We start from the raw sequence: 26,047 nt of genomic DNA, 5'->3' as shown, positions 1-26,047 counted from the left end.
CGGTTTAATATACCTATATTTAAAACATGCTGAAATGGTTAGCGGTATTTTTCGCCTTTTTGCCCTGCGTAGTATTTGCGCAACAAACCGACGGTAAAAAAGCACCAAGCAACGATAAATTCATATTAGAGGCTTTTAACAAGGCCGACGAATATATGAACACCGGCCATTACGATTCGGCGCAGGTTTGGCTCAACAATATCTATCAAACGGTAAGCTATCGCAGGCCATCGCTATTTTCTTACTTCCTTACCTCGCGCCAGGCCGAAGTTTATTATTACAACAACCTGCACGATTTGGGGCTTTTAGAAGCCTACAAAGCCGAAAACATCGCTAAAGTTTTAAAAGATAGCCTGCTGCTTTCAGATGCTTATAACTTCATCGGCTTGTTCAATTTAAGCAAAAACCGGCTCGGGCAGGCCGAAAAGTACTTTAAGCTTGGGTTGAAGTTCGCTATTCAACCTCCCTACAAAAAACAATATATCGAGCTTTCGAAACCGCACCATATTTACGGCAATCTGGCCGAAACCTTCGAAAAATCTAACATGCCCGATAGCGCCATACACTATTGCAGGTTAGCTATAAAAAAGGCACGGCAAATAGGTTCAGATCGCGGTGAAGCGACCGGTACGCTAAATTTAGGCATGGCCTTTATATTAAAGCACAATGTTGATAGTGCCTTTAAATACTTTGAACAAAGCAGGCAGTACGCAACGGGGGGAAACGATTTTGATGTGGAGCTAACCAGCTACGGCGGACTTGCCAACTGCGCCTCGCTCAGCGAAAATAAAACGCAGGCCTTCACACAACTGGGCAAAGGCTTTGCACTGCTAAAGGAGTTCCCCGAAACCAATAACTTTTACCTATCCATGTTTTTGGATGATGCCGTAAAAATATACCGCAAATACAACCACGCGGCAGCATTGATAAAAACGCTGGAGTTACGGTCGGCCATACAGAAGGCTACCTACGATGCCAGTAATACCCAAATACAATCGCTATTGCTGGCGGGACTAAAAAACGAGAAAACTATTTTCGGGCTGGAGCTGAGCGAATCGCAAAACAAGCAAAGCCTTGCTAATACCCGTTTGTACATTGCCATGCTGGTATTATTGCTTATTGTAATTGCGTTTATTGCGTACCGCTACTATGCCTTGCAGCGCTTAAAACTGGCCAATGTAAGGAGTAAGATAAGCCAGGACCTGCACGATGAAGTGGGCGCTACGCTAAGCGGTATTGTAATGTATAGCTACATCACTAAAGAGCAAATAAAGAATGCGGAGCCTGTAGCCGTAAACAACTCGCTGGATATTATAAAAGATAATGCCGCCGAAATGGTGGCCAAACTGAATGATATTGTATGGGCAGTAAACCCTGTAGAGGATGAGCTGTCGGCATTGATAGCGCGCTTGAAAGAGTACGCCATACAATTAGCTGCAGTTAAGCACATTAAAGTAACTTTTAATTACGATGCGGCCATTGACGGGTTGAAACTGCCGATGGAAACCCGGAAAAACGTTTACCTGATTTGTAAGGAGGCCGTTAATAACAGTATAAAATATAGCGAAGGCACCTTGCTAACCATTAAGATAGCCGTTTTAGACAAGCATTTGTATATAGATATTGAAGATAATGGAAAAGGGTTTTTGGCCGAAGTTGCCAACAAGGGTAACGGTTTGCAGAATATGCGCAACCGGGCAGCCGAGATCAACGGTGCACTAACCATAAACAGCAGCGCAGGTACCCGTATAAGTTTAGTTTGCAAAATCACCTGATGAGGTATGTTCACTTATTTATAAAACATTAATATTTGCTGCCTATCCCCTGCCAATGGAAATCAACATAGCCATATTCGAAGATAACAAGCTCATTCGCGAAGCTTTGCAGACCATTATTAATGGCACGCCGGGTTTTAGGTGTACAGGGGCGTTTGCTAATGTGAACCAGGTACTGGCCGATGTAGAGTTTAGCAGGCCCGATGTGGTTTTGATGGATATAGAAATGCCCGGCCGCAACGGCATTGATGCCACTAAACTGATAACCGATAATGTACCCACTGTTAAAGTACTTATCCAAACCGTTTTTAACGATAACGACAAAATATTCAAGGCCCTTTGCGCCGGGGCCTCGGGCTATATCCTGAAAAGCGATTCGCCGCTAAAAATGTTGCAGGCACTGGAAGATGTGTATAAGGGCGGGGCAGCCATGTCGCCCTCTATTGCACAAAAGGTAATGCAGTTTTTTGTGAGGCAGAACGTGATATTGGTGCAACCCGAAGAAACCGATTTTGATCTGAGCACCCGCGAAAAAGAGATATTAGCCTTAATGATGGAAGGCTGCAATTACCGCGACATTGCCGACAAGGCCTTCATTAGTTACGAAACCGTGCGCACCCACATTAAGCACATTTATAAAAAACTGCACGTAGCTTCCCGCTCCGAAGCGATCTTAAAAGCCCGTCAACAGGGTATAGCCTAACCCTTTCCTCGACCCTTTCATGCTTTTTGGTGATCTTTGGCTTATTTTATATGATAGGCAATCATATACTTTACAGTTGCCCGCCCCCTTAAAATCCCCCATTGCGGTATTTTCCCTCAAGCCCATTCTGCCCAATTTTGGGTATGGAAAAAACTAATACCAAATAACATGAAAACGATTACACAAAATTTGAAATGGGGAGTGGTGCTTTTGCTTGCTGTGGCCTTTGCGGCTTGCAGTAACAGCGAGAAGAACGAGGTGGTTGACCAAATAGTTAAACAAGAGGAATTAACAAAAAAAATAGCCGATATTATCCCCAAACAATACCAGGACACACTAAGCAAACTTGGCATTGAATTGAATACCGAAACCGATCCGCCTAATTTGGAGGGTGCTTTTTCATTCCGCCCCTGGCGGTTACTGAAAAGTAACAGGCCAACCGATTCGCCCAATATGACTTTTACGGACTCCAAGGTCAAATTCTTTGCGCAGGATAGTGATAATAACATAAAAATTATCGCCCAAAATCTTTTAAACACTGCCGATACAAGCATTGTTACAGCGATAAGTGGTAAGGGCAATACCTTTACCGTATACGGCAAAGTTAAATCGGTACGGGGTACCAACTCGGCCATATTCGGCATCATCATCTCCGGCGAGAAGAGCGGCACCCAGCTCAATAATATCCGCTACGGGCTCATTAATATTGACAATACGAACGGTGGTACCTCATTTATTAAACAAGGCGAAGCACGCGCAATTTTTGATACCGACCAGGTATCAGAATCTATCCCGATGTTTTAAAACAACTTAACACTTTCTTAAATAACAAAAGGCCTCGTACGTGAGGCCTTTTGTTGTGGGTTGAACCGATAAAAAATTGATCTTCATCGTAATAGGGTTAAATATCCCGCAATTCGTTGGCTTTTGTATTTCAGTTCTATCACGTAATAATAGGTGCCGGCCGGCAGTATTTTGCCGCCGTTGGTACCATCCCATGGCTTTTGGTACCCCCGCGACTGGAATACCGATGAACCGTAACGATTATAAATACTTACCACACATTTAGGGTAACTTGCTATGCCACTTATATTCCAAACGTCGTTTACACCATCTGCATTGGGGGTAAAAGTATTTGGTGCGGTAATTCGCTCCACCACGTATACTGTTATGGGCAGGCTGTTTGCAGGCGTGCTGCAGGCAGCTACAGGAGTGGCGATACAGGTAACTACATCATTATTAGCAAAAGTATTGCTTTCAAAAATGGCGCTGTTAGTTCCTGCGGCTTCGCCGTTAACAAACCACTGGTAATCTACTACTCCTGTTGCCCCTGTTACAGTAGCCGTAAAAGTAATGGTTGTACCCTCTAATACCGAAGTGGCCGAGGCTTCAATGCTTAAGGAAGGTGTTTGCGGTGTTATCAGGCTTATGGTTACGGGATCAGAAGTGGCAGGGTAATTTGCAACACAATTATCATCGGTATTGGTAACAATACAGGTTACAATATCTCCTGTTTTTAAAGCCGAACTCACAAACCTGTTGCTATTTGTACCGGCACTACTGCTGTTTACCATCCACTTGTAAGTAGGGTTTGCCCCCGCATTTTGGGTAGCAGCGGTAAAAGTTATTGTTCCGCCTTCGCAGGGCGATGCGTAATTCGCCGAAATTGTTGCTGATGGTGCCTGCGGCGCTACTACCGTTAATGTTTGCGAAACAGGCACGGCAGACACATACAGCGGCGGGTTGGCATTTTGGCTAAGGGTTATGGTAGTTGTGCCCGGGCCGACAATATGCACCCTGCCCGTTTGCGATACGGTTGCGACCGCCGGGTTGGTGCTGGTAAAAATGAGCGGAATGGTTTGATTTGAGGTGCCTGTTTCGGTATCGAAATCGCCATCGCAGACTGATTTTGCGGGGATAGGCAGCATGGCTACTTCCAGGTACTCCACTACGGTAAGTTGCTGTGAAACCGGTTGTGCCGGGTAATAGTTGGCATTGCCTGCCTGGTTGGCTATAATAGTGGTAATGCCCGGGCCAACCAGGTGAATTAAACCATCTGCAGTAGGCACGGCAACAGCAGGGTTGGTGCTGGTATAAGTGATTGGTGTTTCGTTATTGGTACTGGTGCCCCGCGGAGGATAATTATTGTTAGCATCTAACGGCGGGTTATTTTGTGAAGGAAGTGTAATGATGGATTGTTTGAGCGGTGCCGTGGCCAATACACTGATGTTTAATACCGTAGTGTTACTGCCGCCGCCATTATAAGCCGTTATGGTATAATCGGTAGCTGGCCATAACGAGGTTGGCGTACCGGTAATAATGCCGGTTTTAACATCGAAGGACATCCCGGGCGGCAAGGCCTTATCAATGGTATACCCCGATATTACTACCTTTTTTGCCTGGCCGCCGCTGCCAACATACAAGTTGCCAAGCCCATCAAGCATCAGGCCAATGGGCGATCCGAAAAAATTAGAGCCACTGCCTGCGCCGTTGCCTGCCACTACGGTTACCACACCCGTCGGCGATATACGTTTTATACGGCCTTCGTTCTGGTCGGCTACGTAAATATTCCCGGTTCCGTCTACCCTTAACTCGCGCGGAAACGATAAGCCGCGCGCCAACGTAGAAACAATGCCCGCTGCACTTATTTTACGGATGGTACCGTTAGCCCCATCAGACACGTAAAGGTTGCCATACGCATCAACATCTACGCCGGTAGGCGACGAAAACGAAGCTAAAAGCCTCGGCCCATCTGTATTACCGCCGGCTTTTATGCCCGCGTAGGTAGTTACCTCACCGCTTGGTGTAATTTTACGTATAAGATTATTCCCCTGATCGGCTACGTATACAATATTCTCAGCATCTATGGCAAGGCCGCGCGGGTTATCAAAAGTTGCTGCGGTGCCGGTACCATCAGCGTATCCCGGGCTGGTGCTACCGGCCAGGGTAGTTACCAGCCCGCCGGGGGTAATTTTCCGGATCATACTGTTAGCCTGGTCGGCAACGTAAATATTTCCTGCAGCATCCGTGGCCAATGCATCGGGAGTATTAAATGATGCTAAGGTGCCTTGCCCGTTACTTGAACCTACGCCGCCGCTCCCGGCAAAAACCGAGCGTTGCCCCGATGATGTTATTTTAATGATAGTATTAGCACTCCAATCGGCCACGTACAAAGCTCCTGCTGCATCAACAGTAACCCCGGTAGTGGTGCCAAAACCCGAGGCAAAATCGCTTACCTGGCCATAGGTAGCAGCCGGGACGGCGCCGCCGTCGTTTTGAGGTGCAAGCGCCGATATGGTGCTGTTTATAACATAGGCCTGCGGTGTCTGATAGCTGATTAACGGCGGCAAAATTCCATTGATAAGCTGATTAACGGCAACCTTTGAGTTAACAGCCTTTTTGCTCCCCTGCGGCTCGCTGTATTTTACAACATAATGTGGCTTTTGCGCCCGCGCTGCAACACTACATAACAAGAAGAAAAAGCATAAAATAATGCGGAAGGTTTTATTGTGCATCAGGCCTCGGTTGTAAAACAAATTTTACCCATAAATACAAAAAAAGTGGCACTATAACAAACGGGGACTGTGCTAAACCAAAAACGGCAGAGCGTTTAGCCCTGCCGTTTTATAATTACTTAAACTTATTCTTCAATGCTGCCAGTTTGCTCATCATATCCATCTCCGGTTCAGGAGCGGGTTTGTTGGCAGGGCGGTTGTTGAATGGCTTTTGTTGCGGGCGGTTATCGCGCGGTTTGCCTGCGGCAGGTGCCTCACGTTTTTCGTTCTCCTTCATCGATAGCGAAATGCGCTTGCGGTTAACATCTACTTCGGTTACCGTTACTTCTACCTTTTGATGCACTTTAAGTACCTCATTAGGGTCCTTTATGTAGCGGTTGGTTATCTGGCTCAGGTGCACCAAACCATCCTGGTGTACGCCGATATCAACAAAAGCACCAAAGGCGGTAATATTGGTAACAATACCCGGCAACTTCATGCCCACTTTAAGGTCGCCAATGGCATTAACGCCCTCGGTAAAGCTAAAGGCCTCAAACTGCTCACGCGGGTCGCGGCCGGGTTTGGCCAGTTCTGCCATAATATCGTTCAGCGTTGGTAGGCCCACACTATCTGAAATATATTTTTGCAGGGGGATAGATTTGCGCAGCTTATCGTCGCGCATCAGATCCTGCACCTTGCAGTTCATATCCTGGGCTATTTGCTCTACCAAAGCGTAACGCTCGGGGTGCACAGCACTGGTATCTAAGGGGTTTTCGGCGCCTTGTATACGCAAGAAGCCTGCGGCCTGCTCATAGGCTTTATCGCCAAGGCGGGCAACTTTCTTCAGCTCGCTGCGGCGTTTAAAGGCTCCGTTTTGGTTGCGGTACTCCACAATGTTCTGTGCCAGTTGCGGGCCAAGGCCCGATACATAGGCCAATATTTGTTTAGATGCAGTATTCAGCTCTACGCCCACGGCGTTCACGCAACTGATAACGGTATCATCAAGCGAGGTTTGCAGTTTGTTTTGGTCCACATCGTGCTGGTACTGGCCAACTCCTATCGATTTAGGGTCTATCTTCACCAACTCGGCTAATGGGTCCATCAGGCGGCGGCCTATAGATACGGCGCCACGCACGGTAACGTCCTTATCCGGAAACTCCTCGCGCGCTACATCCGATGCAGAATAGATGGATGCGCCGCTCTCGTTCACCATTACGATCACGGCTCCCGACAAATTCATGTTACGCACAAACACTTCAGTTTCGCGCCCTGCCGTACCATTACCAATGGCAATGGCCTCTATCTTATAACGGTCGAACAAATATTGAACGGTTTTCTCGGCTTCTTTGGCTTGCCCGGCACCGGTATGCGGGTAAATGGCAGTATTCTCTAACAGTTTGCCCTGCTCATCTAAACAAACCACTTTACAGCCCGTGCGGAAGCCCGGGTCAATAGCCATCATGCGTTTTTGGCCAAGGGGGGCGCTCAGCAATAACTGGCGGGCGTTCTCTGCAAATACGCGGATGGCTTCGTCGTCGGCCTTCTTTTTGGTAAGCAGGCGCACCTCTGTTTCCATAGATGGTTTCAGCAGGCGTTTATAGCCATCGGCAATGGCCAAACCAACTTGAGATGACGCGGCGTTGCGGCCTTTTATAAATTCGCCCTCTAACAGGCCTATAGCTTCCTCTTCGGTAGGTTTTACATCCAGCCAAAGTATCTCTTCTTTTTCGCCGCGGCGCATGGCCAGTATACGGTGCGATGGTGCCGATTTTACAGGCTCGGTCCAGTCGAAATAATCTTTGTATTTAATGCCCTCTTCTTCCTTACCCTCGGCAACCCTGCTTTGGAAGGTGCCTTTCTCCGTAAACAACTCACGCATTTTGGCGCGGGTTTCGGCATGCTCGCTAATGTACTCGGCAATAATATCGCGGGCACCGGCCAAAGCCTCCTCAATGCTGGCAACGCCTTTTTCTTCGTCTATGTATTTGCCTGCTTCCAGTTCGGCATCAAAATTCTTTTGTTCCAACAGCACATCCGCCAATGGCTGCAAACCTTTCTCGCGGGCGGCAGTAGCACGGGTTTTGCGTTTGGGGCGGTATGGCAGGTACACGTCTTCCAATTGCACCATGGTTTCAGCGGCATTCACCGCGGCTTCCAGCTCAGGCGTTAGTTTACCCATATCGCTAAGCGATTTCAGGATAGCCTCGCGGCGTTTATCTAATTCGCGCAGTTGTTGCACACGGTCGCGTATGGCGGCTACCTGCACCTCGTCGAGGCTGCCGGTGGCTTCTTTACGGTAACGGGAAATAAAGGGCACGGTTGCGCCTTCGTCTAACAAAGCAATGGTTGCGCTTACCTGCTTGCTGCCAACAGATAGTTCCTGGGCTATTTTTAAATTATACGATTCCACAGATTTATTTTTGATTACACCGATTCGTTGATGATTTCACCGATGGGTTTTAGATTCCACCGTTAAGCTCATCGAATTTCTCGGGAACGCGAAGTTGGCACTCTTTGGGGAGAAATTCAAAAAAAGGTTGTTAACAAAAAAGAGGAAGTTTATTCTTCATTGTCATTGCGAGGAGCGAGTGGGCGGGCATTGCGCGAAGGAGCGACGCGGCAATCTCCGTGCGCACGACCGTATGAAGAGCGACTTTGCTTAGTGGACTGTCCTATGAGATTGCCACAGCCCTCATTCGCTCTCCCCATCCCTTCAGGGCTTCGCAATGACATGGTGGACAAACACCGCCTTATTTACCAATCAAAAGTTCCTCCGCTAGCCAGCGGATGTTAGGGGGCTTGGGGCTTAAAACGGTACCACCACCTTAAAACTCAAATTCCTGCCGATGTTATAAATACCTAATCTACCATTTGGCGATGAATTGTAGTATTCAAAATACTTAAGGCGGTTAAGGTTCGATTGATAGGCTACATCGAACAGGTTATCGGCTTGCAAAAACAGGTCGAACAATGGCTTGCCGCCTTTGCGGCTAACGGTTGTGCTGATGCCTGTATTAATGAGGGTATAACCCGGTGTAGCGGTTTCGGTATTATTGAGGGAGTAGAATTTGTTTTGGGCGGCATACATATCAGCTTCAGCGCGGAAGGTAACTTTGCTGAGGATACCGTAGTTGCCCGGCAGCTTGATAGCTAATTGCGAACGCACATGCAGCGGCGGAATAAAGGGAAGGTATTTGGCGGCACCGTTGGATTGCGCTATCAGCTTTTCGTTTTGATTTAAACCTACTACGTAAGCCAAACTATTATTCAGGCTCAACCATTTTAAGTTGTGCGGATGCAGATTGAACGTAAACTCGGCACCATACAACCGCGCGCGCGATTGCTGATATTGGTAAGTACTGTTACCGGGGACAATGATGACCGGGTTGCCGTTCTCGTCGTCCAGCCGCGATTGGTAAATGTAGTTCTGCACCTGGTTGTTAAATAGCTCCATCATCAGATCGGCATCTTTCAGGTAAGCAATTACGCCAATATCTTCCTGCAAATTAAACTCGGGCACAAAACTGCGGTTGCCGAGGTATACAATGTGTGCGCCCGGGTCAAGCCCGTTGCTGCCTATTTCGGTAATATTTGGTGCGCGGTAGCCACGGGCAATATTCCCCTTCAGCAATACGCGCTCGCTTACATTGTAGGTAAGCCCCAGGCTGTATGATACCCCGCGGTAATTGTGGTTGAACGATGGGAATTGCAGTTTGCTGCCCGCGGTATTTGCCGAGACTTTCTGCTCGAATCCGTTCGCGGGATTTGGCCCCACATAAAAATCATCCCAGCGGATGTTGCGGTTATCGAACCTGATACCACCCGAAATATCTGTTTTGCCAATAGTTTTTTTAGCGAAAAAGAATGTGCCTATATCGAACAGGTTGTAATCGGGAATAGGAAAATCAGTAGCCGCCTTGCTGCGATTGGTTTGGTAAATACCATTGGCGCCAAAGGTGGTTTCTATGCCGGCGAAGGCGGGGGCACTGTAGCGCACATCGTAATTCAGGGTATTCAGCGTAACATAAAGCCCTGCCTGTTGTGGCTGTGTGGGGTGGTTGTATTCGCGGCGTACGCTCTGCTGCCCGCCAACGGAGGCATCAAGCAAGCCATCGCCCAACTTAAACTCGTTTTTGCTGTAAATACGGTAATGCTGTATATGCTGATGCAGAGGTGTTATACGGTACGATTGTAAGTACTCCTCCGGGGCAAAGGGGCGATTCTTGATATCATCATTCGCGCCCTCGGCCACCTGCCGGGTAAACTTACGTGTAAGCGAATCGCGGCTGCCATCGGGTATTTCCTGCTGGTTATTGTAGATGGTAGCCGCCAGTTGCGAATAGCCCCATTTCTTATCCGTACGCACCATGCCCGATGCAATATACTCCCGGAACGCCGAATTATACACCGGCCCATCTATCTTGTTCTGATAATTATGCGCCAGTTTGCCGGTGATGCGAAAGGCGTATTTCCAATCATTTTTTTTGTACGATAGGCCCAGCGAAGAACCTATCAACCCGTTGTTGGTATGATAATCATTAGCGAAGTCGCCTTTCAGTTTGCCATCGTCGCCGTTGGGGATATAGGGTATCAGGTTAATAACGCCCGCCAGTGCATCCGAACCGTAAGTTAAACTGGCCGGACCTTTTATTACTTCGGCCCGGGATATGCCGTATTGGTCTATCTCTATACCATGCTCATCGCCCCATTGCTGCCCTTCCTGGCGTATGCCATCGTATAGAGTCAGCACACGGTTATAGCCTAAGCCACGGATGAAAGGCTTGGATATATTTGGGCCGGTAGTAACGGCAGTAACACCCGGCACGCCTTTTATCACGGCATCAATAATATTGTTGTTCACGTGCTGGTCTATCTCTGCCTTGCCCATTACCGCAATAGGCACGGGGTTACTGCGCAATTCGGTAGCGCGCGATACGCCTGTTACTACCACCTCGTTCAGTTTCGAGCTGCCTTCTTTCAAATCGGCATGTAGTATAGAGGCATCGCCGGTAGTAATGTTCGCTTTCAGCTTTTCGGTAAAATAGCCTACGCTGCTAAAAACAGCGAGGTATTGCCCGGCGGGTACGTTCTTTATTTCGTAGTAGCCTTGCTCATTGGTGGTAGCGCCATGGCGGGTGCCCGAGAGCGCTACCGTGGCATAAGCCAACGGCGTATTGTTAGATGTTACCCTACCCTTCAAACTCGTGTTTTGGGCGAAAGCTGTTGATATACAAAAAGTAAATATAGTTAGTATTAGATAGCGCATGTATAGATGTTTCGCACAAACGTATAAATTAAAATTGACAAACTAAATAAATAAAATTAGGCAAGACTAATTTTATTTATACCCATGCATTTTTGTTTATGTTTGCAATACCCAATAAAGAGCCATGAACACGCTATCGGAAGAAAACTACCTGAAATGTATTTACCGCCTTTGGCAGGATAAAGATGGTGAGAAGATTACCCCAACGGCAATTGCCGAATGGCTGGGCAATAACCCGGCATCGGTTGTGGATATGATACGCAAGCTTACTGAGAAGCAACTCATCAATTACGATAAGAAAAAAGGCGTGGAATTAACTGGACAAGGGCAAAAAGATGCGACCATGATTGTACGCCGCCACCGACTTTGGGAAGTATTTTTATTAGAGAAACTGGGCTACCACTGGGACGAGATACACGATATTGCCGAAGACTTGGAGCATATTAAAGATGCTACCCTTGCCGACAGGCTTGATAAGTTCTTAGGCTTCCCCGAGTACGACCCGCACGGCGACCCTATACCCAAAGCCAACGGCAAAATGGCCAAGCGCCATTCCACTACTCTTGCCGATGTTAAACCCGGTACGCATTGCCGCGTGGCCGCTGTAAAAGATACCACAAGCGCCTTTTTGCAATACCTGCAAAAGCTGAACATTAACATTGGTACAAAACTGCAATTGGTAGAGAAGATACAATTTGATGGCTCCCTGGTGATAAGCATAAGCGGCGGCGAGCGCACTACGGTTTCGCAAAAGTTTGGGGAGAATATCCTGATAGATATGTAAGAGTGTCCTATTGGTCGAGCGTATTGTCGGAGCTTTCTTCGTGGTTCTTGCTCTCGTACTTATACTTCATAATAACCAGTATGGTTGCCGCGCTAAACATCAGCGTAGGGATAACCGATATAACCAAACGCCAGGTTTGGTGCGAATCGATGGCCCGGTTAATGCTGTTCACACCCACCGCTACCATGCCAATGAATATTAGCATCGGGAATATCAGTTTGCGATTCTCTGGTGTTGCCATAACCTAAAGGTAAACAATATTTGAATAAAATTAATATTAATTTAACGGAGTGCGTTAATTTTCAATAGGCTACGCAAAGTGGCGGCCGTTTATCCGCGATGCGCCGCAGTCCATTCCCTCTAAAAAATTTAAGCCTGCAGCCAAAACAACATCATTAAAACCGTCATCCGCAACTGTAGTTAATGTGCTAATATGGATGTTTCCATACTGGCAAATGTTGCCAATGATGTTAAAGCTCTCGTCGGTAAAATGTGGCGCAAAGGTTACGCCATTGCAGCGTACCAGCCAAAACAAGTGTTTAACAAACTGAGGTAGCTCAGTTAGATCTACCTTTATGACTCCGTTGAACGTTTCGCTAATACCGTTTTCCATAAGGTATTCCAACGCGCGTGTCACAGGTGGATAGGTATGCGGGCGGCAAAGCCAGGGAGTGCCACTATCGCCCATAAAATATAAATGTGTGTAATCCCTTGCGTTAGCCATCGCAGTTAAGCCATTGGCAACCCTGTTACATAACCCTTGGGTAGAACCTGCCTCGGCGTACAGGATATGGCTGCCTATGGTTTCAGGAAAAGAATACATGTTGTGATAGTTATCCGAGCGAACAAAGCAGGGATAACGCTTATAAAACGTTCGTCGGGAAATCTTCTTCAATGCTTTGATGGTGCCTGGCAAATTTGCAAACCGGTTGTTGCGTAAAACTATCAAATAAAAGGAGGCCAACCGTTGGGTTAGCCTCTTTTTTTGTTTTTACATCACTAACTCGCCAAGGGCGGCGGTAGTAAAGCCTTTCAATTCGTCGGTACGGCCTTCGCGTATTTTGTTAACCCAAAATGGGTCGGCCAGTAAGGGGCGGCCTACGCCAACCAGGTCAAAATCACCACGGTCAAATCGCCTCAGCAATTCGTCGAGCGAACTTGGCTGAGAGCTTTCGCCCCTGAAAGCAGCCATAAACTCTCCTGTTAACCCTACCGAACCAACGGTAATAGTGGCTTTACCGGTTAGCTTTTTTGCCCAACCTGCAAAGTTAAGGTCGCTGCCTTCGAACTCCGGCTCCCAAAAGCGGCGCTGCGAGCAGTGGAAAATATCTATGCCAGCATCAGCCAATGGGGACAGCCATGCTTCCATCTCCGCAGGGGTAGCCGCCAATTTATTATCATAAGCAGATGGCTTAAATTGCGACAAGCGGATGATCACGGCAAAATCGTCGCCAACGCGGCGGCGCACCTCTTTAATTACTTCTACGCCAAAGCGGGTGCGCTCGGACAGGGTTTTACCGCCGAAGGCATCGGTACGTTCATTGGTACCGTCCCAAAAAAATTGGTCGATAAGGTAGCCGTGAGCACCGTGTATCTCTACGCAATCAAAACCTAAACTTTTGGCATCAGCTGCTGCTTGGCCAAAGGCCGCGATGGTATCGGCAATGTCGCTATCTGTCATGGTATTGCCGTTGTTATTTCCGGGCCTGTTCAAACCCGATGGGCCTTCAAATGGCTGCGAAGGCACCCAGCCCGAATGGTGGTTATCCATTATACCCATGTGCCATATCTGCGGGCCCATAGCGCCACCCGCAGTATGCACGCCGTTAATTACATTCTGCCAGCCAGCCAATGCTTCAGTACCATAAAAGTGTGGCACGTTGGCATCGTTAGATGATGATACGCGGTTAATAACCGTACCTTCTGATAATATCAAGCCAACTTCACCTTCGGCACGTTTACGGTAATAGGCAGCAACGTCGGCAGTCGGCACGCCATTGGGCGAGAACGAACGCGTCATAGGAGCCATTACGATGCGGTTTTTAATATTTAATGACTTCAGGCTAAACGGACTGAATAAACTATCTGTATTCATAGTAGGAATGTCTTTTTAATTAAATGTCTTTTTGAATAAGTTCACTTAAAGCGGCAAAGGCTTCTTCGTTACGTTTGTAGTAGGTCCACTGTGCGGTGCGCGTAGAGGTGATCAGCCCGGCGCGTTGCAAAATGGTAAGGTATTCAGACACGGTAGATTGAGTTAGCCCCAGTTTTGTTTGGATTTGCCCTACGCATACGCCATAATCAAACCCTTTCTCTGCCTGCCCCGGAAAGTGCACCTCCGGGTTTTTAAGCCAATTTAAAATTTGCAGCCTGCCTTTGTTAGACAGTGCTTTAAATATCTCTACCTCATCCATACAACAAAGATATATCGGAATTTCCCGATATGCCAATTAAGTGCTGTTATATGACATTAACTTGATGGGGTACCAACAAAAAAGCCTCCCCAATTGCTCGGGAAGGCTTTTCGAATATGTTATAGTTACAAATTATTTGGTAACGTACATTACTTCTTTTACTGCTTTTATAACACGCTCCGGGTTTGGCAGGTATTCCTGTATCAGGGTTGGTGCGTACGGCAATGGTACGTCGCCACCGGTGATGCGCAGTATAGGTGCATCTAAGTAATCGAAAGCATCTTTCTGTACTTTGAAGGCGATCTCGGTAGCGATAGAGCCTAATGGCCAGCTTTCTTCTACCACGATCAAACGGTTGGTTTTCTTAACCGATTCGATGATGCAAGGATAATCGATAGGGCGAACGGTGCGTAAGTCGATAACCTCTGCATGGATGCCTTCTTTTTCCAGTTCGGCAGCAGCAGCGTTAACTACTTTCATGATCTTACCAAAACCAACTAAAGTAACATCGGTACCTTCTTTGGTTACAGCAGCTTTACCTATTGGGGTGTAGTAAGTTTCTTCCGGAACTTCGCCTTTATCGCCATACATTAATTCCGATTCCATAAAGATAACCGGATCCGGATCGATGATAGCTGATTTTAATAAACCTTTTGCATCGGCAGGGTTTGATGGTACTACCACTTTTAGGCCCGGGCAGTTAGCATACCAGTTTTCGAAGCACTGGCTGTGCTGCGAGCTAAGCATACCTGCGTTACCGGTTGGGCCGCGGAATACGATAGGCACCGAGAACTGGCCACCGCTCATGCTCATCATTTTGGCTGCGCCGTTGATGATCTGGTCGATAGCTACCAGCGAGAAGTTGAAAGTCATGAACTCTACGATAGGTTTTAAACCGTTCATGGCCGAGCCAATGCCTATACCGGCAAAGCCTAATTCAGAGATAGGCGTATCAATGATACGTTTAGCGCCAAATTCGTCCAACATACCCTGGCTTACTTTATAGGCACCGTTATATTCGGCAACCTCTTCGCCCATTAGGTATACGTTTTCGTCTGTGCGCATTTCTTCCTGCATGGCCTCTCTAAGCGCTTCCCTGAATTGTATTTCTCTCATTATTGTATAAAATGAAGTTTTTTGCGATGGCAAATATAAGCACTAATGTGTAAAATGCAATTGGCGCGGCGTATAATAAAGTGGTTACATTAACCTGCTAAGCCTTAATTATATCACCCATTTGTAATAACAGCCCCGGGTTGGGTATATTAGCCAGTAATTTCCCTTTTTCAGAATACTTCCCCACGCCAGGATAATCACCCTTAGCATCTCCGATATTCAGCATCAGTTGAAAATGTAGGTGCGGTGGCCAATGCCCGTTTTCATCGGCATCGCCAAGGGTAGCTACCTGCTGCCCCACGCTAATGGTTTGCCCCTCAGCTAAACCGGACAGGCTGGTTCTGCTTAAATGACCGTAGAGGCTATATAGTTTAAGCCCGGCCACATTATGCTCTAAAATAATAGTAGGCCCGTAATCGCCAAAGTTGTCGTTATCCTGAAAGCTGTGTACGGTACCATCTAAAGGTGCATAAATAGCTGTACCGGCATCGCCCCAAATATCAATACCCAAATGCAGGCGGCGCGGTTCGTCTTCCGTGTCAAAATGGGCGCTGCGGGCGTATATGGTGCGGTGTTCCATATAGCCGCCAATAGCGTAGCGGCAATTATTTTCGGCAAGTTTCCTGTCGATGTATTGGCTAAAGGCTGCAGTATCTGCCACCATATCCGGGTCAAGCTCGGTGTTGGCGGCCGTTAGGTCGAGGCTGTAAAGCTTGTCGGCAACCGCATCAAAATCCACCACCTTGGCTACAACACCGTCATATTGGGCAAGTGCCGCCGCCAGTTTTTCGGTAGCGTGCATCTGCTTAGTTCTCTTCGGTATCGGGCTGGCGGTCTTCTTTGCTTATTTTTTCGAATATCTTATCCATACGCTCTACATAGTCGCTGGTATCGTCTACAAAAAATTCCAATTGCGGTATTACGCGCACCTGGTCTTTTATGCGGGCGCCCAGCTTATAGCGAATTTCTGATGCGTGCAGTTTTATAGTGGCCAGCGCCTGCTGGTTGTTGGTTCCGTTAAAGAAGCTTAAGAATATACGGGCTATGGCCAAATCGGGCGTTACGCGCACTTTGGTAATGGTTACTAAGGTATTGGGCAAATAGTTCATGCCTTCGCGTTGAAATATTGCGGCCAGGTCCTGTTGAATTACCCCGGCAAATTTTTGCTGACGTTTTGATTCCATGATGATTAATAACGCGGGTTAGGCAAATGAGTTTGTTTTATTGTGTTTATAACAGCAGAAAGTTAAAGCTACTGATAATAATGAGTTTTCTTTTATTAGGCCTATGTTTTATTGAACTATGGTTCCCCTCTTGAGAGGGGTTAGGGGTGTGTTTCGACGGTTTGTCTCAGTCGCATGGTGGCTAACACACCCCTGCCACCGCTGTTTCCCATCGCGCCCCCTCTCAAGAGGGGAACTTAAAAAACCGCTCATATTTCCCTACAAGTCCTGTTTTATTTCATCCAAGCCCTTCACGCTCAACCGTGCGCTAATGCCGGCTGCAATTACAGCTATCACCCCTACCGTACCAAACACCAGCGGGAAATCACTCGCCTTAAATGCTACAGGGTAAGCATCCAGCACCGAAAGCTTAGCCCCCATTTTTACAAAACTAAACTCCAGTTGCAGTATGCAAATAATGGTGCCCAGCACAACCCCGCTGATACAGCCAATGGTCGATATCATCATCCCTTCAAAAAAGAAGATGCCTTGTATCAAGCGTTTATCGGCACCCAGGCTGGTTAAAATGGCTATGTCCTTTCGTTTATCTATCACCAGCATAGTAAGCGAACCTACGATGTTGAATATGGCAATAATAAGCACAAAGGTAAGTATCATAAAAATGGACCAGCGCTCGTAGTTGATGGTCTTATACAACTCGGTGTTTTGTTCCTTGCGGTTTTTTACCACGTAGTTTTCGCCTATCTTCTCCTTTATCTCATCCTGCATACCATCAATATCGGCACCGGGTTTCAGGTTTATTTCGATGGCCGATACATTCACCGGCTCATCAAGCAATCCACGGGTGAACTCGATGGGCGTTACCATCTGGTCGTCGAATTCCTGCTGTATGCCGAATATACCTGATGGCAATATGGTGCGGAATACAAAATCGTTCATCGGGTTGTTAGAACTACCCGAGGTACGCCTTGGCGAATAGATCTGCAATGGCGTAAACTGGTCCTTTAAACTCACCCCCAGGCTGGCTTGTATAGTGGTACCTATAACGGCGAACTGGTATCGGTCATCCTTCAGCGTGAATGAACCATAGTGCACAATGCTGTCGAGTTCCTTTTTTTTCAAAAAATCGTCGCTTACGCCTTTTATTGTGCCTATGAATGGTTTCTCGCCATATTTAATAAGTACGCGCTCCTGCAAAACGTCGGTGTACGAGAATATACGGTCGTCTTTACTTAGCAGTTTCAGGTAGGGTGTATTTGGATCGAAGGTTTTTCCAAGGCGGGGTTCTATCTTAAGCTCGGGTGTAAAATCGCTGTAGAGGGATAGTATTACCTTTTCCAAGCCGTTGAACACCGAAAGGATAATGATCAGCGCAGCACTGCCCACCAACACACCGAGCATGGATATCCCGGAGATGATATTGATGGCATGCGTCTGTTTTTTGCTGAACAGGTACCTTTTAGCTATGTAGATGGAGGTATTCAATGCCTACAGGTATGGGTTGGTTTCTTTTTCGAAGCCGATAGTGGTTTCAGGGCCATGGCCCGGGTATACGGTACAATCATCGGGCAGGGCAAAAAGTTTTTCTTCGATGTTTTTTACCAGCGTTTTATAATCGCCACCCGGCAAGTCAGTACGGCCAATGCTGTTGCGGAAAAGCACATCGCCGCCTACCAAAATATTAGCATCCTTATCGTAAAAGCATAAGTGTGCGGGCGAATGGCCCGGGGCAAATATCAATTGCAGTTCGGTATTGCCAAAGCTGATGGTGCCGGTTTCGGGCAGGTATTCATCGGGCAGTGGCGAGGCATCGTACCTGAACCCCATCGAGGGCGCGTACGCCACTACCGAAGCCAGTACTTCCGATTCGCCTTCGTGAAAGCGCGGCTTCAAACCATATTGGTCGAACACGAAGCGGTTGCCCAGCACATGGTCTACGTGGCAATGGGTATTCAGCAGCATTACGGGTTTTAAGCCGTTCTCTTTTATAAAAGTTACCACCCGGTTTTGCTCCAACGCGGTATACATGCCCGGGTCTATGATAACGCACTCTTTGCTATCATCAAATAATATGTAGGTATTTTCCTGGTAAGGGTTATTTAAAAAGCTCCGGATGTTTGCCATAGCGCAAAGGTAGTTTATGGAGGCGAAAGCAGAAAGCTAAAAGTCTAAAGCTAAGAAAGCAGAGCTTTAATGTGGTTGACTTGAGGCTTTCGGCTTTAGACTTTCCGCTTTAAGCTTACTTCCACTTAAATGTTTTTATCATCCTGTCCACATCCTTTTTCAGGAAGGTTAAAACAGGCTGAATCGAATCTAACCTTGGCTCTGAATTAAAATACAGCGCCCCGCGCAGGTAGTGTTTGGTGCTATCGGTTAAAAAGAATTGTGCGGACGATGCGGCATTGCCGTCAATAGTGTAATAGATGCCGTAGATCTTCCTGTCGGGATAGGCTATAAGCGCTTCATCAATAGAGGACGCTTTTACAGTATGTTTAAAGCTAAGCTTGTGCGCATCTTCTATCAACTCGTTAAACTCCTTCGGGGAAGTTACCGGCTGATAGCTTAAATGCAGTGTTGCATTAAACTGATCGAACTGTATGTTTTGCCAACAAGGCTGTGCCGTGCGCGACTTATCAGGCTCTATCTTACCATACTTCGGGTATTCGAAAGTAAAAGGGCAGCCCTCGGCATATTGCTGATACTCCTTTTTAGGGTATACAATGCGGAAAAATCCGCGCGGTTTTGGCGAATAATCGGGAGCACCGCCGCAGGCAGCAAGTAGTAATATCAGTATAGATAGCGCGAAGTACTTCAATGTATTAATCGTTAGAGTTCCATATTTCCCAGGCCTTTTCGGCCTGCAGTACCAGCATTTCGTAACCGTTTTTGGTAGTGGCACGGCGCTCGTCGCCCATTTGCAAAAATTTAGTCAGCGGCGGGTTATACACCAGGTCGAACAATAAATGGTGTTCGCCAACACCATCGTAAGGTATGGGCGGGCATTCATCTACATTAGGGTATGTGCCTATGGGTGTGGTGTTGATAATGAGTTTATACTCAGCTATCATTTCTACCGTCAGGTCGTCGAATAGTATATTGCCTTCAACGGGTTTGCGGGTTACGCAAACGTAATCTATCCCTTTATTATCCAGCACGCATTTTACTGCTTTGGCTGCACCACCATCGCCAAGAATCAGCGCTTTATCGTGATGATGTGTTAACAACGGGCTTAGCGAACCCTCGAAACCATGTATATCGGTATTGTAGCCTTCCAGCCGTAAATCGTGCCCGCCAATACCCAACTCACCCGAGAAGGCTGCCGATACCGGGCTTTCGCTAATTACCTTAATACAGTTAACCGCCCCGGCGTTTTTAGCATCGTGCTCTATCCAGTTAAGGTATTTCATCACATTTACCTTATGCGGAATGGTAACATTAATACCGCAAAGCTCGGGGTTGCTGTGCAGCAGGTTAATCAATCCATCCACATGCTCCAGCGGGTACAGGTCGTAACTCGAGTCCTCAATATGCTCCGCAACAAATTTTTCGGTAAAATATTTTTTAGAGAATGAATGCGAAAGCGGAAAGCCGATGAGCCCGTATTTTTTCATTTGATGGCGCAAATAAACAACGATAATTTGATAACGGTAATATTAGCAACAAAGGATGAGGTTTTATAATTTTTTATGCCGCAGCACTTAGCTCGACTGTAGCAAGGCCATATAAAGGCGGTCTATCTCGATAGGCTTGCGCAGGAAACCGTTAAAATAGCCTTTGTATTCTTCGTTGCTTTCGGCCGTAATATCGGCCGTGAGTGCAAACACAGGGGTAGCCTTGTTAGGGTTTACGCGCAGGCGTATTTGCTCGGTAGCATCAAAGCCGTTCATCTCGGGCATGTGTATATCCATCAATATAAAATCGAAGGTTTTTAGCCGGGCCTTTTCAATAGCCTCTAAGCCGTTCACGGCATGCTCGGACACAATACCCCAGTTAGATAGCAACTTGCGCGCTACCATGGCATTTATCATATTGTCTTCCGCCAACAACACGGTTTTCCCTTTAAGGCCTTCGGCGGTCATAGGTACTGCTCTGCCGGGTATAACGGCCCGCTTCAATTGAATATCAAAGCTAAACTCTGAGCCTTCGCCCAGTTTGCTTTTCACGCTTACATTGCTGCCATATAATCCGGTAAGCTTTTTTACGATGGCCAATCCCAGTCCCGAGCCCCCCTGCTTGCGCGTGGTAATGGATTTGGGCTGTGAGAAGGTTTCGAATATCTCCTCAAAATGGTCTTCGTGTATGCCTGCGCCGGTATCGGTAACGCTAAAGCGAATGGTGTCTACGTCTCCCTCGGCGGCTATTTTTTCTAAACCAAGGGTAACAGCACCTTTATCGGTATACTTTACAGCATTACTAATAAGGTTGCCCAGTATTTGCGATAGCTTGGTTTCGTCAACCTCGTAGCAGTCTGATATGCCTTCGCCCCTTTTTAGTTCCAACTCTACGCCTTTTTTGTGGGCCAGGCTGCTGTAGGTTTTTATCAGGCTATCAAGCAACTCATTAAAAGGGCATGGGCGGTTCTCTATCTCTACCTTGCCCGAATCGAGCTTGGTAAAATCTAAAATATCGTTTATAACCAGCAGCAGGTTGTTTGATGCCGATTTAAGCGACTCCATCAGTTCCTTATCATAGGCTTCGCGTTCGGTTATCATGGAGGTGATGGTGGTAACGGCATTGAGCGGCGTACGTATCTCGTGGCTCATGGTAGATAAGAACTCCTGCTTCATCCGGGCTGATTGCTCGGCGCGCTTCTGTTTTTCTTCAATGGCCTCGCGTTCTTTCTTCAGCTTAGCCTCTTTCTCCATCGATTCCATTTTGGTGATGAGCTCGTAATTCTCTATCACCTTTAGCGTCTGCGTATTGATGACCGCTTCTTTTTGGTGCAGGTAAAGCTCCAGGTATTCCAGCGACTTCACCGTATCGTTCTCCATTTTGCTTACCTTGTAAAGCAGGTAATTGCATTTAAACCGGATGATGGCTATGGTGTAGCGGTTACAAAAATCGAGGCATCTTTGCAGTATGGCTTTTGCTTTCTCCAGCTTCCCCTGAGCCATGTAAAGTTCGCCCATTTTTTGGTAGGCCATGCCCAAACCCAGCTTTTCGCCGGCGTTAACGTGTATGTCTATCGCGTTCCTGAAATCGTTCTCGGCTTCCTGCAATTGCCCGGTAGCCACATAAATTTTGCCACGGCCATACAGTGCGAAGGCCAGCCCGCGTATATCGCCCGTTTTCGATTTAATGGCTATCGAATCTTGTATTATACGCAGTGCCTTATCAATTTTTCCCTGGTTAAGGTATATGCCCGATAATGGGTTAAAAGCGTTGGATACCAAATTCATATCCTTAACCCGCCGCGCAGATTCGATAGCTGCCTCATAAGAGCGTATGGCATTTTTGGGGTCGCCAAAATACTCGTATATAGTACCTAAGGATTTTAGCGTACGCGCCACGTTATGGTGGTCGTCGTATTTGCGGTATATCTTCAGGCAATCGAAAAGGCAAATAAGGCCGAGGTGGTAGTTGTCGGTTTTGTAATAAACACCGGCTATACTGTACTTGGCATCGGCAACGCCGCGGTCGTCATGCAGTTCTTCAAAATACCGAATAGCCTCTTTAGCCATGTGGATAGAGCGCTTGTAGGCGCCCTGTATCATGTAAAATAAAGAGAGCTGATTAAGGCTCTTGCCAATTAATCCCTTATCGTTAAGGTTACGGCTTAGTTGCAGGGCTTCGGCAGCCAGCTTTACGCTATACTTAAGATTGTGCACACGGTTGGTGTAAGCATCGTCCAGTAACTGGTGTATAGCTCTTTTTTCAGTGGTTTCGGCAGGCTGCATTTTCCGTATCAAACAATAAATACTAAAGTACTAATTATTGGTTTATAAAAATAAATAGTACTTAAACATCTATGTTGTAATACGGACTAAAGTTTGTAAAAGTTGCGTACGCAATTTTCACAACGATAATGTTTTAGTGGTAACCAGGGAAGAAAAGTGCGTATGAAGAATCCGCGCTTTATTCTATCACAGTCTTTTCGGCCGCAACGCGTGCACTCAATACTTGCCTCTTGTTGAACAGTTTTCTTCATAGCGGGTTTTTGTTCGTTAAATATTAAATCCATAAGTTTAATTTTTAAGCAAACTTCGCCCCTAAGAGCCGAAAGAAACTGCCAAATACGTGTACAAAACCGCCACTTTGGTGTACAAAACCGCCACAAAGTGTATACATACCTCCGCAAACTGCCAATAAACGCCTAAAATGGCTAAAGGAGGCCGCTTATATCCCGGCCGTAGTGCTCTTTGAATAACTTGCTGAAATAGGCGGGTGTTTCAAACCCTGCCAGGTAGGCTATTTCGGCCATAGTGCGATACTTGCCGCTATCAATAGCCTCGCGGGCTATTTGCAGGCGTATGGTGCGGATATACTTATTGGGCGTAAGGCCGGTGATGCTTTTGATGCGCCTGAACAATTGCCGCTCGCTTATTGCCATTTCGTAACTTAACATGGCAAGGTTCAGGTCGGTTGTGCCTATAAATTGCCTCACCGTTTCTTCCAGACCGGCAAGCCACACCAAATCGGCAGGAGAGTTGGAGGTGGGTTTATTTTCCAGGCCGCTGTTATCTGCCGCATCCATTTGTGCGCTCTCGGCAGCGTCTTCGGCATCGGTGATCCCCACTGTCGCCCTGCCTGAGGCATTGTTTAACAGATTTGCTGTGCGCGCCAATAATTCTTCGGCAACAAAAGGCTTGGCCAGGTAATCGTCTACACCTATATTCAGCGCCCTAATCCGGTTTTGGTTATCGGTCAGTGCGGTAAGCATTATAACCGGAATGTGGTAATACCTTTGGTCTGCTTTTAATTTTTCCAATAATTCAAAGCCGTTCATCTCCGGCATCATAGCGTCGGATACTATCAAGGCGGGTAATTGTGCAGAAGTTTCAAGTAATTGTAAAGCATGCTTGCCATTACTTGCCACAAGGGTATCATAGTAGGGGCCAAGTACCGATGATATATATGCGGACATCTCGGCATGGTCTTCTGCCAGTAAAATAAGCGGGCGCACTTCAGAGGCAAAAGCAGTGTATGCGGGTTTTGCTACAGCAGATATTGCTACCGGTATTTCGCTTTGGGTAACTATTACTTCGGCTAAAGGAATATGCGCTGTGAACAACGCGCCCTCTCCCCAACGGTTCGCCACTTCTATACGGCCTCCCATTAATTCGGCAAACTCTTTGGCTATAGAAAGGCCTATGCCGGTGCCGCCTTCGGCAACTTTCTCGTCCTGTTTGCCCTGGTAATACCTATCGAACACATATGGCAGGTCATCGGGATATATACCGTTACCATTATCTTCCACACTAAAAACCAGCATCCCCTTGCCAAACGTTGCCACAACATTAACACTCTTGTATGCCGGGGTAAACTTAATGGCATTACTGATGAAGTTATTGGCTATCTTCTCAAACTTATCCTTATCTATCGATACAAATAGCCCTTCATCAATATTAGCGGTTAGTGTGTAGGTGATATTTTTATACTCGGCAGCAGAGGCAAAACTTTGGTATATCAGCCTTACAAGGCTCTGTAAATTAACGGGTGCAAGCCTTAGCGAATGATTGCCGGCCTCCAATTTGCCTATATCGAGCAGTTCGTTAACTATGCCCAACAGTTTTTTGCTATTGCGGCCAATGGTTAAAAGATTGCTTTGCTGCTGCACGGGAGTTACACTACCATCGAGCAGTTGCTGCGCAGGCCCCATTATCAGAGTAAGCGGTGTTTTTAGTTCGTGGCTCACGTTGGCCAAAAACTTACTTTTAAGGTTATCGAGCCGGGCCAATTGCCGGTTCTCTTCGGCCAGTAGCTTTGCCTCTTTTTGTTTTTTGAGCACATACCAACGGTAAACTATTGCCCCGCTTATAAGTAGGATAACAGCTATAAGAATTATGAAATTGCGTTCTTGCTTAAGTAAGGTATTGCGGTTGGCGGCCAGCAACAATTGTTTATCGTTCTGGTACTTTTTATCCAGTTCTGCAGTAGCCTTACTTTGGCCATCGGCAAGCATGCTATCGTTCAGCACGCGGGCCTTTTCAGAGTATTTATAGGCTTTTTCAAAATCTCTGGCCCCGGCATATGCTTTGGTAGCCTCTTTATAAACGTTCAGTTGCAAAGGCCGGCTGCTATTGGCTTCAGATTGCAGCGCTAATACCTGGTTAGCATAGGCAACTGCTTTGTCAAAATGTTTTCGTTTCACATTCAACGACATCAGCTGGTTAAGGTCGTGCTTTTGCAGCGTCAGGAATTTTTGCTCAGTAGCTAAAGCAAGCGCTTTATTTAATATGGCTTCGGCTTCATCGTACTTTTCCAGCCCTTCGTAAAAGGTACCCAGGTTACCCATCAAATTTATCTTTTGGAAGGTGCCCAGTTTGTCGGCAAAGGGTTTGGCCAATAGTTGCTGCAAGTAAGTAACTGCTTTGGCAAGATATTGGTCAGATTCGGCATCGTTTTTACCCCGCATATCGCCATAGCCATAGGCCACCATGCTCAATGCGCTAATATAGCGTCCTGTATCGCGCAGGGTCAGCGCTTCGTCTGCCGCCTGTTGCGAAAACTTAACCGAATTAGCAATATTATGCACCGGGCGGAACAAGTCGGCAATGCAAACCTTGCAATCGATACGCAAAGTCTTCCAGCCGTGTTTCTCGGTTTCGCGCAAAATAGCGAATGCTGTTTTTAAACCGCCCTGCGTATCGCCGTTACGGCTCAGCATCCAGGCAATCATGGTTTGGGTTTGTACGTATGTGGTAGAGTCGGCAGGCGATGCCACCTTACCTGCCTGGTGCGCATAGTCGAGGGCAACCCGTTCCAGCCCTTTTTTGTAGTACTTATAGGATAGGGTAAATAAAACCTTCGCTTCGAACAATTTATCGTTTTGCGTTTTAGCAATGCCGGTCAACGAATCTGCATAGCGTTTAGCAGAGTCTATATCGCCAATGGCTTGCAGCTTATCAATAAAAGGTTTGCGCAAATGGGTTTGCGCAGAAACAGCAAACGGCCTTAAAAACAGGAATAAAAATAAAAGGGCCCATGGCCTCATCATATAGCGGTAATTATTCGGGGGCATAACTATTTGCTAACTTAATTAATTTAAAGCAAATAAAAACCGCTACTGCTGTATTAATGGTTAATTATTGCTCGCTTCATCGAAAAAAGGCATAAAAAAAGCTGTATCCACCTTCCGTAAAAGACGAATA

At 46.8% G+C, this 26,047-nt stretch carries 20 protein-coding genes; 4 read left to right on the top strand and 16 right to left on the bottom strand.

The genetic code is table 11. The features are described 5' to 3' along the window. The first annotated feature begins 26 nt into the window (after positions 1-26). The 3 genes from BC343_RS23205 to BC343_RS23195 all read left to right on the top strand — a co-directional run bounded on the left by BC343_RS23205 (position 27) and on the right by BC343_RS23195 (position 3,282). Positions 27-1,775: a sensor histidine kinase gene (locus tag BC343_RS23205; protein WP_078350195.1), complete on the top strand. Its 1,749-nt coding sequence runs from the start codon at positions 27-29 to the stop codon at positions 1,773-1,775. Positions 1,776-1,830: 55 nt separating this feature from the next. Further along, positions 1,831-2,478 carry a response regulator transcription factor gene (locus BC343_RS23200; RefSeq protein WP_078350194.1) on the top strand — a complete coding sequence of 216 codons (648 nt, stop codon included), beginning with the start codon at positions 1,831-1,833 and terminating at the stop codon, positions 2,476-2,478. 168 nt (positions 2,479-2,646) lie between these two features. Beyond that, complete coding sequence (locus tag BC343_RS23195; RefSeq protein ID WP_078350193.1) at positions 2,647-3,282, top strand: hypothetical protein; 636 nt, start codon at positions 2,647-2,649, stop codon at positions 3,280-3,282. Positions 3,283-3,365: 83 nt separating this feature from the next. Here the strand turns inward: BC343_RS23195 and BC343_RS23190 are convergent, their stop codons facing one another. The 3 genes from BC343_RS23190 to BC343_RS23180 form a co-directional block, all read right to left on the bottom strand. Next, a complete protein-coding gene (locus tag BC343_RS23190) occupies positions 3,366-5,993 on the bottom strand; it encodes a T9SS type B sorting domain-containing protein (RefSeq protein WP_078350192.1) in 2,628 nt (875 codons plus the stop codon). 115 nt (positions 5,994-6,108) lie between these two features. Further along, positions 6,109-8,382, bottom strand: coding sequence for a Tex family protein (locus tag BC343_RS23185; RefSeq protein WP_078350191.1), 2,274 nt, complete (start codon positions 8,380-8,382; stop codon positions 6,109-6,111). 396 nt (positions 8,383-8,778) lie between these two features. After that, a complete protein-coding gene (locus BC343_RS23180; RefSeq protein WP_238381840.1) occupies positions 8,779-11,172 on the bottom strand; it encodes a TonB-dependent receptor in 2,394 nt (797 codons plus the stop codon). Between the two features lie 190 nt (positions 11,173-11,362). On the opposite strand from BC343_RS23180, the gene BC343_RS23175 reads away from it, so the two are divergent. Beyond that, the gene (locus BC343_RS23175; RefSeq protein WP_078350189.1) at positions 11,363-12,022 is read left to right on the top strand and encodes a metal-dependent transcriptional regulator; all 660 of its coding nucleotides are present in this window, start codon (positions 11,363-11,365) and stop codon (positions 12,020-12,022) included. 7 nt (positions 12,023-12,029) lie between these two features. Here the strand turns inward: BC343_RS23175 and BC343_RS23170 are convergent, their stop codons facing one another. The 13 genes from BC343_RS23170 to BC343_RS23110 form a co-directional block, all read right to left on the bottom strand. After that, entirely contained in the window at positions 12,030-12,263 is a 234-nt protein-coding gene (locus BC343_RS23170; RefSeq protein WP_078350188.1) for a hypothetical protein, read from the bottom strand. A gap of 69 nt (positions 12,264-12,332) precedes the next feature. Beyond that, complete coding sequence (locus BC343_RS23165) at positions 12,333-12,845, bottom strand: hypothetical protein (protein ID WP_078350187.1); 513 nt, start codon at positions 12,843-12,845, stop codon at positions 12,333-12,335. Between the two features lie 168 nt (positions 12,846-13,013). Continuing rightward, positions 13,014-14,117 carry an NADH:flavin oxidoreductase gene (locus tag BC343_RS23160; RefSeq protein WP_078350186.1) on the bottom strand — a complete coding sequence of 368 codons (1,104 nt, stop codon included), beginning with the start codon at positions 14,115-14,117 and terminating at the stop codon, positions 13,014-13,016. 19 nt (positions 14,118-14,136) lie between these two features. Then, positions 14,137-14,436, bottom strand: a complete 300-nt coding sequence (locus tag BC343_RS23155) for an ArsR/SmtB family transcription factor (RefSeq protein WP_078350185.1) — start codon at positions 14,434-14,436, stop codon at positions 14,137-14,139. Between the two features lie 132 nt (positions 14,437-14,568). Next, positions 14,569-15,552, bottom strand: a complete 984-nt coding sequence (locus BC343_RS23150; RefSeq protein ID WP_078350184.1) for a pyruvate dehydrogenase complex E1 component subunit beta — start codon at positions 15,550-15,552, stop codon at positions 14,569-14,571. A 97-nt stretch (positions 15,553-15,649) separates the two neighbouring features. Beyond that, entirely contained in the window at positions 15,650-16,354 is a 705-nt protein-coding gene (locus BC343_RS23145; RefSeq protein ID WP_078350183.1) for a peptidoglycan DD-metalloendopeptidase family protein, read from the bottom strand. 4 nt (positions 16,355-16,358) lie between these two features. After that, positions 16,359-16,736 carry a 30S ribosome-binding factor RbfA gene (gene rbfA, locus BC343_RS23140; RefSeq protein ID WP_078350182.1) on the bottom strand — a complete coding sequence of 126 codons (378 nt, stop codon included), beginning with the start codon at positions 16,734-16,736 and terminating at the stop codon, positions 16,359-16,361. Between the two features lie 258 nt (positions 16,737-16,994). Further along, a complete protein-coding gene (locus BC343_RS23135) occupies positions 16,995-18,221 on the bottom strand; it encodes an FtsX-like permease family protein (RefSeq protein WP_078350181.1) in 1,227 nt (408 codons plus the stop codon). Positions 18,222-18,224: 3 nt separating this feature from the next. Next, the gene (locus tag BC343_RS23130; protein WP_078350180.1) at positions 18,225-18,860 is read right to left on the bottom strand and encodes an MBL fold metallo-hydrolase; all 636 of its coding nucleotides are present in this window, start codon (positions 18,858-18,860) and stop codon (positions 18,225-18,227) included. Positions 18,861-18,975: 115 nt separating this feature from the next. Next, complete coding sequence (gldD, locus tag BC343_RS23125; RefSeq protein ID WP_078350179.1) at positions 18,976-19,551, bottom strand: gliding motility lipoprotein GldD; 576 nt, start codon at positions 19,549-19,551, stop codon at positions 18,976-18,978. A gap of 4 nt (positions 19,552-19,555) precedes the next feature. Further along, complete coding sequence (locus tag BC343_RS23120) at positions 19,556-20,347, bottom strand: shikimate dehydrogenase family protein (protein ID WP_078350178.1); 792 nt, start codon at positions 20,345-20,347, stop codon at positions 19,556-19,558. A gap of 87 nt (positions 20,348-20,434) precedes the next feature. Further along, complete coding sequence (locus BC343_RS23115; protein WP_143822320.1) at positions 20,435-22,645, bottom strand: tetratricopeptide repeat protein; 2,211 nt, start codon at positions 22,643-22,645, stop codon at positions 20,435-20,437. 413 nt (positions 22,646-23,058) lie between these two features. Next, positions 23,059-25,893, bottom strand: coding sequence for a hybrid sensor histidine kinase/response regulator transcription factor (locus BC343_RS23110; protein WP_162276924.1), 2,835 nt, complete (start codon positions 25,891-25,893; stop codon positions 23,059-23,061). Positions 25,894-26,047 lie beyond the last annotated feature (154 nt).

Source organism: Mucilaginibacter pedocola (assembly GCF_002013915.1).
In the GTDB taxonomy this organism is placed as follows: Bacteria; Bacteroidota; Bacteroidia; order Sphingobacteriales; family Sphingobacteriaceae; genus Mucilaginibacter; species Mucilaginibacter pedocola.
Note: the sequence above shows the minus strand (reverse complement) of the source record. Positions and strands in the feature narration are given on the sequence as shown.